Below are 10307 nucleotides of genomic sequence, written 5' to 3'. Positions count from 1 at the left end.
GGAGCGTCGGGAGCGAAGCGACCAGAGCGACGGGGGAAGACGGCGGCGTGAGGCGACCGAGCCCGCCGAGCGGAGCGAGGCAATGAACACAGCGAAGCGTCGACCGGGTAGGCGGCCGGGGGCGGCGGATACGCGGGGGGAGATTCTCGCCGCGGCCCGGCGGGTCTTCGCTGAGAAGGGGTTCGACAAGGCGACCGTGCGCGGCATCGCCAGGGAGGCCAAGGTCGATCCCGCTCTGGTGCACCACTACTTCGACACCAAGGAAGGCATGTTCGCGGCGGCGATGCGGCTGCCGGTCAGTCCCGAACAGGTCGTGCCGGTGCTGCTCGACGGGCCGCGCGAGGAGATCGGGGAGCGGCTCGTCCGGCTGCTCCTGACGGTGACGGCTCAGCCTGAGACGCGTGAGCCGATGATCGCGCTGATCCGGTCGGCCATGACGAACCAGCAGGCCGAGATGATGTTCCGGGAGTTCATCACCAACGCCCTGCTCTTCCGGGTCGCCGACCGGCTCGAGGTGCCGCCCCTGCGGATCGAGGCCGCCTTCGGGCAGATCTTCGGCGTCGTCATGGGCCGTTACGTGCTCAAGCTGGAGCCGCTGGCGAGCGCCGATCCCGAGGAACTGGTCGAACTACTGGCCCCGACGATACAGCGCTACTTGACGGGGTAGAGCATTGTTCTGGGCGCGCCACCGGTCATAAGGTTACCAGTCGGTAGGATTCCGGAAGTGCCTGGCCGGTGACGTAACCGTACGCTGGCAGCCAACATCGTCAGTGGGAGGTCCCGTGCTCTGGGTGGCCATCATCGGGCTCGTCATGACCGTCCTGGCGGTCGCCGTGGCGGGCCGCAGGACCCTGTTCCTGTACAAACTCGCCACAGTGGGCCCGCCCGCGCCCGAACGGATCGAGTACGCGAAGACGCACGCGGCCGATGAGCTGAAGGCTCAGCTGGTGGAGGTGTTCGGGCAGAAGAAGCTGCTCAAGTGGACACCGTCCGGCGTGGCGCACTTCTTCGTGATGTGGGCGTTCTTCATCCTGCTGACCGTCTACATCGAGGCGTACGGCGCCATCATCCAGGGCGCGATCACCGGTGAGCCCGACTTCCACATCCCGCTCATCGGCACCTGGGCGGTGCTCGGCTTCCTGCAGGACTTCATCGCGGTGGCCTGCCTGCTCGGCCTGATCACCTTCGCCGCCATCCGGATCAAGAACTCACCCAAGACGCTCGGCCGCAAATCCCGCTTCTCCGGCTCCCACCTCGGGGGCGCCTGGCTCGTCCTGTTCATGATCTTCAACATCATCTGGACGCTGTTCCTGGCCCGTGGCGCGGCGGCGGCCAACGGCAACTTCCCCTACTCCTCGGGCGCCTTCGCGTCGCTGGGCCTGGGCAAGATCCTGCCGGCCAGCGGGCTGCTGGAGGAGATCGCGTTGCTGCTGCACATCGGCTTCATGCTGGTGTTCCTGGTCATCGTGGTGCACAGCAAGCACCTGCACATCTTCACGGCGCCGCTGAACGTGCTGTTCTCCCGCCGCCCCGACGGCCTGGGCGGCGCGCCCGAGCTGCGCGTCGACGGCAAGCCCGTGGACTTCGAGGACGAGGACCTGGACCCGGAGCGGCTCGGCCGGGGCAAGATCGGCGACACCACCTGGAAGGGCTTCCTCGACTTCTACAGCTGCACCGAGTGCGGCCGCTGCCAGTCGCAGTGCCCCGCGTGGAACACCGACAAGCCGCTGTCGCCGAAGATGCTCATCCTCGACCAGCGCGACCACGCCTTCAAGGTGGCCCCCTACCTGATGGCCGCCTCCACCGAGCACGCCGACACCGACGTACTGGCGCTGCTGAACAAGCCGCTGGTCGGCGAGGAGGGCGTGATTCACCCGGACGTCTTGTGGTCCTGTACGAACTGCGGCGCCTGCGTCGAGCAGTGCCCGGTCGACATCGAGCACATCGACCACATTCTCGACATGCGCCGCTACCAGGTGATGGTGGAGTCGTCGTTCCCGTCGGAGGCGGGGGTGATGGTCAAGAACCTGGAGAACAAGGGCAACCCCTGGGGCATGTCCGAGATGAAGCGGGCCGACTGGATCTCCGAGCTCGACTTCGAGGTCGAGCTGGTCGAGGACAAGATGCCCGAGGACGCCGAATACCTGTTCTGGGTCGGCTGCGCGGGCGCGCTGGAAGACCGGGCCAAGAAGACCACGAAGGCGGTCGCGGAGCTGCTGCACATCGCGGGCGTGAAGTTCGCCGTGCTCGGCCCGATGGAGGCGTGCACCGGCGACCCGGCCCGCCGCCTGGGCATGGAATACCTGTTCAACATGCTCGCCCAGCAGAACATCGAGACGCTCAACGAGGCGGGCGTCAAGAAGATCGTCGCCACCTGCCCCCACTGCTTCAACACCCTGGCCAACGAATATCCGCAGCTCGGCGGCACCTACGAGGTCGTACACCACACGCAACTGCTGGCCAAGCTGGTCGACGAGGGCCTTCTCACCCCGATCACGCCGATCGAGGAGAAGATCACCTACCACGACCCCTGCTTCCTCGGCCGTCACAACAAGGTCTACTCCCAGCCCCGCGACATCATGTCGAAGGTGCCCGGTGTGCAGACTCAGGAGATGCACCGGCACAAGGACCGCGGTTTCTGCTGCGGCGCCGGCGGTGCCCGGATGTGGATGGAAGAGCGCATCGGCAAGCGCATCAACACCGAGCGGGTCGACGAGGCGCTGACCACGAATCCTGACACCGTCTCCACCGCCTGCCCGTTCTGCATGGTGATGCTCGGCGACGCCATCAACGAGAAGAAGAACACCGGCGAGGCGAAGGAGTCCCTCGAGGTCGTGGACGTGGCCCAGCTCCTGATCAAATCGGTTAAAAGCGGCTCCTGACGGGGGAATGTCGGACTCCTCTACAGCGCTTGTAGAGGAGTTCCGCACGTCAGGGGGCCCAAGTGGCGGAAAACTGCCATCCACATAACGGGAAAATCACGGTAACCTCAACGTCGCATGGCTTCATTCGACGGGGAGGGGGCTCGTGATGCGCGTCGTCGTCACAGACGCGGAAGTCACGCTCGCCGACGTGCTCTCCCTGCGACTCGCGATCGAGGAGCCGCTGAGGGAAGGCACAGAGCTCGTGCTCAGGCACCGTACGACGGGGGTCGAGCGGGACGTGTTGCTCGGTACACCGGGGGCCAGGACGCGGGAGGCCAGCCTGGCGGTGTCGCTGGCGCCGCTGATGCTCAGCCCCGGCCGCTGGGACGCCTACCTGCGCCGCGACGGCAAACGTTCGCGGCTGCGCAGCATCGACCCGGGCTTCTCGCTCGACCACCTCGACGCCTACGCCCTGTGCAAGCGGACTCTCGCCTATCGCTCCTATCGCACCCGTAACGGGTTCCTGGCGCTGAAGATCGCCGACGCCGAGCCGGCGGCGGAGGTGCGCTCGATCTGGTTCAGGGAGGGCCGGTTCGAGGTGATGGGCCTGCTCGCCTACACCGGCCTGGAGGACGACGACTCGCGCCACGAGGCCAGGCTGGCGCTCCAGCGCGAGCAGCCCGCCGGTACGACCATCCGCACGGTGGCCACCGTGCAGGGGGTGCGCTTCCACGCCGCCTTCTCCCTGGTCGACGTCGTCGAGGCCGATCCGGAGTCCTCGGGCGTCTGGGAGCCGTCACTGGAGGTCGAAGGGGTGTCGACGCCCATGGCTCTGGGCGCTCGGCTCGACGACATCGACGGCAAGCGTCGCCGGCTGCACTACCCGTCCGCCAGGGTGGACGGGGTGGCCGTCCGACCCGCCTACACCGCCGAGGACGAGCTGCGGATCGAGGTGGGCCGGTGAAGGTCAGCATCGTCGTCTCGTCCGCGTACTCCATGCGCGGCGAGGTGCGCTCCACCCTCAACCTCGCCACCGCCCTTGCCGACCGCCAGCATGACGTCGAGGTGATCAGCCTCAGGCGGCACAAGGACAAGCCGTTCTTCCCCGTCAGCCCGAAGGTGGCTCTGCGCCCCGTGGTCGACGTCCGGCCCGGCGTCAGGCACCTGCTGCCGAGGGGACAGGTACGCACCGAGGTGGCGCTCTGGCGGGTGCTGCGCGGCCTCAAGACCGATGTCCTCATCACCACCCGGCCGGGGTTGAGCGTCCAGGCGGCCAGGCACGCGCCACGGGAGACGCTGAAGCTCGCCAGGGAGTGGACGAACCCGGCGATACCCGGACCCGTCAAACGCTTCTATCCGCGTCTCGACGCGGTCGTCACAGCCACGGAGAGCGCGCAGGAGGAGTGGGGCAGCCTGCTGGGTGAGGGGACGCCCGTACACGCCGTACCGGACGCCCTGCCCGACGGCCCGTGGCCGCGCTCGCGGATGGACAACCGCATCGTCGCGGCGGGCGGCAGCTGGGAGCCCGTCAAGGCGTACGACAGGCTGATCCGGGCGTTCGCCACCATCGCCGACAAGCGGCCGGACTGGCAGCTGCGACTGTACGGCGGTGGCCCCGAGGAGCGGCGGCTGCGCGCTCTCGTCCGCGAGCTCGACCTGCACAACCACGTCTACTTCATGGGCGTGACTCCGGACCTGGCGGGCGAGTTCGCCAAGGCGTCGATCGTGGCCAACACCTCGAGCACCGCCGATCTCGGCATGACCGTGCTGGAGGCCATGGGCTGCGGGGTGCCGGTGGTGGCCTTCGACGGCGCCAGGGGGCCTAACGAGTTCGTGGCCACCGGCTACAACGGGGTGCTGGTGCCGTCGGCCGACGGCGGTCTGGAGATGTTCGCGGCCGCGCTGCTCGCGCTGATCGACGACGAGCGCCGGCGCCGCTCGCTCGCGGCGGGCGCGCTGGAGACGGCCATCCGGCACGAGGCGACTGGAGTGGGCGAACAGTGGGAGAAACTGATCAGCGACCTCCGCTGAGCGATTCCGCTTCCGGGTACCTTAGGAGCATGCATGGGTACAGCGGAGACAAGCAGGCATATCTGACGCGACTCAGGCGCATCGAGGGGCAGATCAGGGGCCTGCAGCGCATGGTCGACGATGATGCCTACTGCATCGATGTGCTGACCCAGGTGTCCGCGGCGACGCGGGCGTTGCAGGCGGTGGCTCTCGGGCTGCTTGAGGAGCACATCTCGCACTGCGTGGCCGACGCCATCAACACCGGCGGGCCCGAGGCGGAGGCGAAAGTCAAAGAGGCGTCAGCGGCGATCGCGCGTCTCGTCCGTTCGTAGGAGACGGCGGGCTCAACTGACTAGTCATGTTGTGCCGTGGTGAACCATCCCCAAAAACGACCGTCCCGGACCCCACGGGATCCGGGACTAGGTCATTAGTGATGGTCTTCAGCGGCTCGCCGAAGTCCGCAATCCGAGCGCGTCGTCGAGCTCGTCCAAGGTCAGCCGCCGCTCGCTGATAGCGACGGCGGTGAGCACCTCGGCGTAGAGCGCAATCTCGTCCAACGCGACACGGTCGTGGACCCGAGAGTCCAGGTCGTCGTGCCCCACCGCGTCGTCCTTCCTTCCGCAGCCCACACCCTCTACGAGGTTACGGCGGGGGCCCTTCCGGCGACATGGCCCATCGGAGTCATTCCTTTCAACGCCCCCTGGGCCCCACGGGGATCATTTCCCCAATCCGAGATCACAATTCAGCTAATGGAGCGTTGCCTCAAGTCTTAGAACGATATAGGCGGGGTTAGGGTGAAATATCGGTATTAGTGGTTTAGAAGGGCAAGTCATCGCGTTCGGGGATCAAGCGGTGGACGAGCGCCGCCGCTCCCGCGAACCCGCGCTCCGGCACCCGCGCCCCCGTGACCCGGCCCCACGCCAGCCCGACGGCGTACGCGGCCCCCAGCACGGCCGCCGCGGCCGCCCGATCGGGCGGCTCGACGCCGGACCCTGACGCCCGCGGCCCCTCCCGCACGGGCCGCTCCGCCTCAGACGCCCGCGGCACACCGAAGCCCTGCGCCCCCTGCGCGCCGTGTGTGCCCGTTCCAGGGAGCGCATGGGCCCCTGTCTCGGGCATGGCGTGCGCGCCCGTTCCTGGCAGGGCGTGGGCTCCCGTCTCGGGTACGGCGTGTGCGCCCGTTCTGGGGAGAGCGTGGGCTCCCGTCTCGGGCATGGCATGGGCGCCCATACTTGGCAGGGCGTGCGCCCCTGTCTCGGGTACGGCGTGCGCGCCCGTCCTCGGTACAGCCGCGTAGGCGCCCGTCTCCGGCGGCCCGGCGCGCCACGGATAGGGCAACGGCGCCTGCGTGGGGAAACCCTCGGGCTGGGTGGTCTCCGCCGCCGAGGTGCTCGTCAGCCCCGCCCGGGCGAGCTCCTCGTACGCCCGCCGCAACCGATGGTCCAGGAACCCGGGAAGCAGCCCCCGCGAGTCGGAGAGGTCCGCCAGGAAGGCCGCCGCCGCCCGGGACGGCTCGGTGGTGAAGTCCAGCGCCTCCAGCAGGTCGTAGACCGTGTGGCGGAAGTGCGTCTCGGGGTCGGTCTCCACCAGCGCCGCCCGGCCCAGCCGCTCCGGCAGCCGGTCGAGCCACGCCTGCCGTACCGCGTGGTCGTCGCGCAGGGCCGCGCGGTCGTCGAGGTGCGGCTGCCGGAGCGTGGGCTCCACCATCGTGAGCAGCGCCAGCGCGCGCGGCCTGAAGCGGGGGTCGGACAGCAGGATCTGGGCCGTGTCGGCCATCGTGGCGGCCAGCCGGAGCGCGGCGCGGGAGTGCCCGGCGCGCAGCCGCTCGGAGACGAGCGTGACGAGGTCGAGCAGTGGTGGCGCGGGCAGCCAGCGCACCCACTCGTCACCGGGCAGCGGCCGCCGCAGGTATTCGCCGAAGGCCGTGATGAGCCGCTCGTTGCCGTCGAAGGCGGGCGCGTACGCGCACCACATGATCGTTCCCCAGATCGCGGCGACCGTGCTCGGCACGTCTCTGGCGAAGATCGCGTCGAAGGCGCTCAACGGATAGTCGCGCTCCGACCGGCGTTCCTCGGCCCGCAGCAGCCGCCGGATCTGATCGGTGAGCCCGGCGGGCACGTCGGGGCCGACGAACGCCTGCGTGGAGCCCGGCTCGGCGGCGAAGTCCGGCCCTCGGGGGATCACCCGGACGGGCAGCACCGCGGCGGGGTGCCGGGCGTCGCGCGTACGCGCGTCTCTGGGCGGCGGCGACAGGTGCCAGCGGCCGTCGGCGGGGTCGTGCAGGTACCAGCGTGCGTACGCCCCGAACAGCCACCGGTCCCCTTCGGGCGTCACGAGGGCTCTGGCCGCTATCACCTGGGCGCGATCGGGCACGGGGAGCCCCGGCCAGCGCGGGTCGGCGACCATCGCGCGGACCGTCGCCTCGACGGCGGTGAACGCATTCCAGGACCGCACGGCGGCCATCGTACTGGTCCGATCTGAATCAACAACGGGCTTTACCCGGCAGAATGTCCGCTATGAGGGCAACGCTAGTAGGGGTTCTGTCGGTCGTGGGTGTGCTCGCCGGGTGCGGTACGGCCACCTCGGTGCAGCCGTCCCCCACCGGCCCCGGCGTCCTGACCCTGAAGGAGGCCTTACCCCCCAAGCCCGGCGGAGAGGTGGGCTCGGCGTCGGACGAGTTCGACACCGCCAAGAATCTGTCGGTGTGGAGCAAGCTGAGCGACACCGAAAAGGACCTCGATCGGATCGCCAAACTCGATATCAGTACGACCACCAAGGGCTCGCTGTACTTGGAGCCCAAGGTTTCCGCCTGGTTCGACGGCTTCCGGGGCCCGTTCGTCTACCAGGAGCTCGCCGGGAACATCGTCATGCACGCGCGGCTCAAGGTCGAGGGCAAGAAGGGCGCCACGCCCACGCGGAAGTTCTCGCTCGGCGGCCTGATGGCCAGGGTGCCCAATTCGTCCGGGAGCGCGAACTGGCTGTCGTTGACCACCGGCACGGCCGACACGAGCGGCCAACTGGAGATGACGTACACCAGGAACGGAAGTTCCGCGCCGAAGGAGGTCAAGGTCAAGTCCGGCTGGGTGGAGCTCGTCCTGGCCAGGGTCGGGACCGCCGCGGTGGCCCTGTACAAGGAGGACGGTGGTGCCTGGAAGGTCGGCCAGCGGTGGCCGGCGGAGCTGCCCGAGGTGCTGCAGTGGGGCATGACCGCCTACACCGACTGGAACAGCTACAACGCTCTCAAGAAGGACGCCGCCAAGGGCAACGCCCAGCAGGTCAAGGGCATCCCCGATGTCAAGATGACCGTTGATTTCGTCCGGTTCCTCCGGCCTGAGCTGCCCGACTACGCGGACGCGCTCAACACCGCCTCGGTGCCGGACGACGTCCTGATCAAAGTGCTGACGCCGTCCGGTGCCTGAGCGCCTTGGCCTGGTAGTTGTCCGGCGTGCGGGCGAAGCTCGCCCGGTCGTCGTCGGTGAGCTCGCGCACGATCTTCCCCGGCACCCCGGCGACCAGCACCCCGGCCGGGATCTTCTTGCCCGGACCGATCAGGGCGCCGGCCGCGACCAGGGTGCCCGCGCCGACGCGGGCCCCGCCGAGCACGATGGCGCCGATGCCGATCAGCGCACCGGCCTCGACATGGGCGCCGTGCACCATGGCTTTGTGGCCGAGACTGACCCGGTGCTCCAGGACCGCCGGCTCGCCTGGGTCAGAATGGAGGCAACACAGATCCTGTACGTTGCACTCCTCGCCGATCTCTATCCGCTCGTCGTCACCCCGGAGAACGGAGCCGTACCAGATGCTGGACGCCCGGCCCACCCGAACCCTGCCCACCACGACGGCGCCTGGCGCGATGTACGCCTCGGGATGAATGTCCGGGACTGCTCCGTTGTCCAATGCTGCGATGTACACCCGTCACATCGTAATTCCCGGCCCAGGTCTGGTGTTCCGGTTGCGGACGTGGGCAGATGGCAGGAAAGTCGATTCCTGACGTCTCGCCGCCAGACCCTTACAAGCCGCCGGTTTCCCCCGCCTCACGCAAACCCTTAGGTAACCCCCATGACAAACCAGCACGAGAGCATTCCCGATCTGATGCAAGAGGACACCTTCGAAGTCGTGATGCGCGGCTACAACCGCCGTCAGGTGCACGACTACATGATCCGTACCCGTAACCAAGTCCGAGATCTGGAAGAGCGACTGGCGCGGGCGATCGACCAGGCCGAACAAGGCCGTGTCGAGCTGGCGGAGGCCAGGCGGCGCATGGTGGAGGCGCCGCAGAGCTACGAGGACCTCAGCCCCAGGCTGGCGCAGATCCTCCGGCTGGGCGAGGAGGAGGCCGCCGCCAAGAAGGAGGACGCGGAGGCCGAGGCCGTCAGCGTGCGTGACGCCGCCAAGTCGGAGGCCGACCGGCTGGTCTCTTCGGCACGTGAGACGTCGGACAACATGCTCACCTCCGCTCAGTCGGAGGCGGAGCGGCGCGTGGGCGAGGCGACGGCGGCCGCCGAGCGCATGCTGGCCCAGGCGGGTGCCGACGCCGAGGAGAAGCTGACCAGCGCCCGTACCGAAGCCGAGGACACCCTGCGCGAGGCGCGGGCCGAGGCCGACAGCGTGCTCACCTCGGCCAAGCAGGAGGCCGAGCAGCTTGTCGGGTCCGCGAGCGCGGAGGCCGAGCGGACGCTCGCGAGCGCTCGCGCCGAGGCCGAGTCGACGCTGGCGTCGGCGCAGCAGCGGGCCGACTCGCTCGACGAGAACGCGGGGCGTCGCGTCGAATACCTGAGCAACACGCACACGGAGGTCGTACGGAGGCTGACCGAGATCAGCTCCGTGCTGGGTGACCTCATGCAGACCGAGGGCAAGGCGGGCCCGCTCGTCATCGAGCCGCCCACCGCGCCCGAGCCCGCCGCTCTGGAGGTCGCTCCGCAGGAGGACGACCCTGAGGCGACCCACCAGGTCGACCAGGTGCAGGAGTTCCAGGAGGTCCAGGAGCCGGAGCACGTGCCGACGCCGACTCCGCAGGATGAGGTGCGGGTCATCGTCGAGGACAACCCGGCCGAGCGGACGGCGGAGGTCGAGCGACCCGTCTCCGACGACACGGACGTCGACATCATCGGCCGCCTCTCGGACGTCCGCCGCTAGCCGGTGCTGGTGGGTTGACCACGGTCCGTCACGCGACCGTCTCGATCGGTGTGACGGCCCGTGGTGGCTGGGGCCCCATTGTGGGATACCCCCTTCGGGGGAGGGGAAGAGGCCGGTCTGTTGTGGCTGGCGTCCCTTTGGGGGTGCCCCCTTCGGGGGGAAGAAGACGATCTGGGATCCCTACGGGGAGCAGTAGAACGGATGCCCGGCGAACTCGAAGGGCCCCGCCCGATGTGGCGGGACCCTTTTCACGTCCCACGGGCGGAAGCCCCCGCCCCCGATCGGGTCGGAGGCTTC

Annotated in this window: 9 protein-coding genes; 7 read left to right on the top strand and 2 right to left on the bottom strand. The window is 68.9% G+C overall.

Translation table 11 applies throughout. The features are described 5' to 3' along the window. The first annotated feature begins 82 nt into the window (after window positions 1-82). The 5 genes from AB0J16_RS01915 (at window position 83) to AB0J16_RS01895 (ending at window position 5206) form a co-directional block, all read left to right on the top strand. Window positions 83-667: a TetR family transcriptional regulator gene (locus AB0J16_RS01915; RefSeq protein WP_358533509.1), complete on the top strand. Its 585-nt coding sequence runs from the start codon at window positions 83-85 to the stop codon at window positions 665-667. Window positions 668-782: 115 nt separating this feature from the next. After that, on the top strand, window positions 783-2882 hold the full coding sequence (locus AB0J16_RS01910) for a (Fe-S)-binding protein (RefSeq protein ID WP_358533508.1): 2100 nt from the start codon (window positions 783-785) through the stop codon (window positions 2880-2882). Between the two features lie 148 nt (window positions 2883-3030). After that, on the top strand, window positions 3031-3828 hold the full coding sequence (locus AB0J16_RS01905; RefSeq protein WP_358533507.1) for a hypothetical protein: 798 nt from the start codon (window positions 3031-3033) through the stop codon (window positions 3826-3828). After that, window positions 3825-4895, top strand: a complete 1071-nt coding sequence (locus AB0J16_RS01900; protein ID WP_358533504.1) for a glycosyltransferase — start codon at window positions 3825-3827, stop codon at window positions 4893-4895. Before AB0J16_RS01905 ends, AB0J16_RS01900 begins: the two co-directional genes overlap by 4 nt. 29 nt (window positions 4896-4924) lie before the next feature. After that, window positions 4925-5206: a metal-sensitive transcriptional regulator gene (locus tag AB0J16_RS01895; RefSeq protein ID WP_080044376.1), complete on the top strand. Its 282-nt coding sequence runs from the start codon at window positions 4925-4927 to the stop codon at window positions 5204-5206. Window positions 5207-5690: 484 nt separating this feature from the next. Here the strand turns inward: AB0J16_RS01895 and AB0J16_RS01890 are convergent, their stop codons facing one another. Next, the gene (locus AB0J16_RS01890; RefSeq protein WP_358533502.1) at window positions 5691-7328 is read right to left on the bottom strand and encodes a hypothetical protein; all 1638 of its coding nucleotides are present in this window, start codon (window positions 7326-7328) and stop codon (window positions 5691-5693) included. A 62-nt stretch (window positions 7329-7390) separates the two neighbouring features. Here AB0J16_RS01890 and AB0J16_RS01885 point away from each other — a divergent pair, with 62 nt between their 5' ends. Further along, window positions 7391-8293 carry a hypothetical protein gene (locus AB0J16_RS01885; RefSeq protein ID WP_358533498.1) on the top strand — a complete coding sequence of 301 codons (903 nt, stop codon included), beginning with the start codon at window positions 7391-7393 and terminating at the stop codon, window positions 8291-8293. Here AB0J16_RS01885 and AB0J16_RS01880 read toward each other — a convergent pair. Further along, window positions 8265-8786: a gamma carbonic anhydrase family protein gene (locus AB0J16_RS01880; protein WP_357938848.1), complete on the bottom strand. Its 522-nt coding sequence runs from the start codon at window positions 8784-8786 to the stop codon at window positions 8265-8267. The genes AB0J16_RS01885 and AB0J16_RS01880 overlap by 29 nt on opposite strands. A 147-nt stretch (window positions 8787-8933) precedes the next feature. Between AB0J16_RS01880 and AB0J16_RS01875 the strand changes: the two genes are divergently transcribed. Then, window positions 8934-10010: a hypothetical protein gene (locus AB0J16_RS01875; RefSeq protein WP_358533495.1), complete on the top strand. Its 1077-nt coding sequence runs from the start codon at window positions 8934-8936 to the stop codon at window positions 10008-10010. Window positions 10011-10307 lie beyond the last annotated feature (297 nt).

Origin of the sequence: Nonomuraea sp. NPDC049750 (assembly GCF_040659625.1) — a bacterium.
GTDB lineage: Bacteria > Actinomycetota > Actinomycetes > Streptosporangiales > Streptosporangiaceae > Nonomuraea.
The sequence above is the reverse complement of the archived record's forward strand: the minus strand, read 5'-3'. Positions and strand labels throughout refer to the sequence as shown.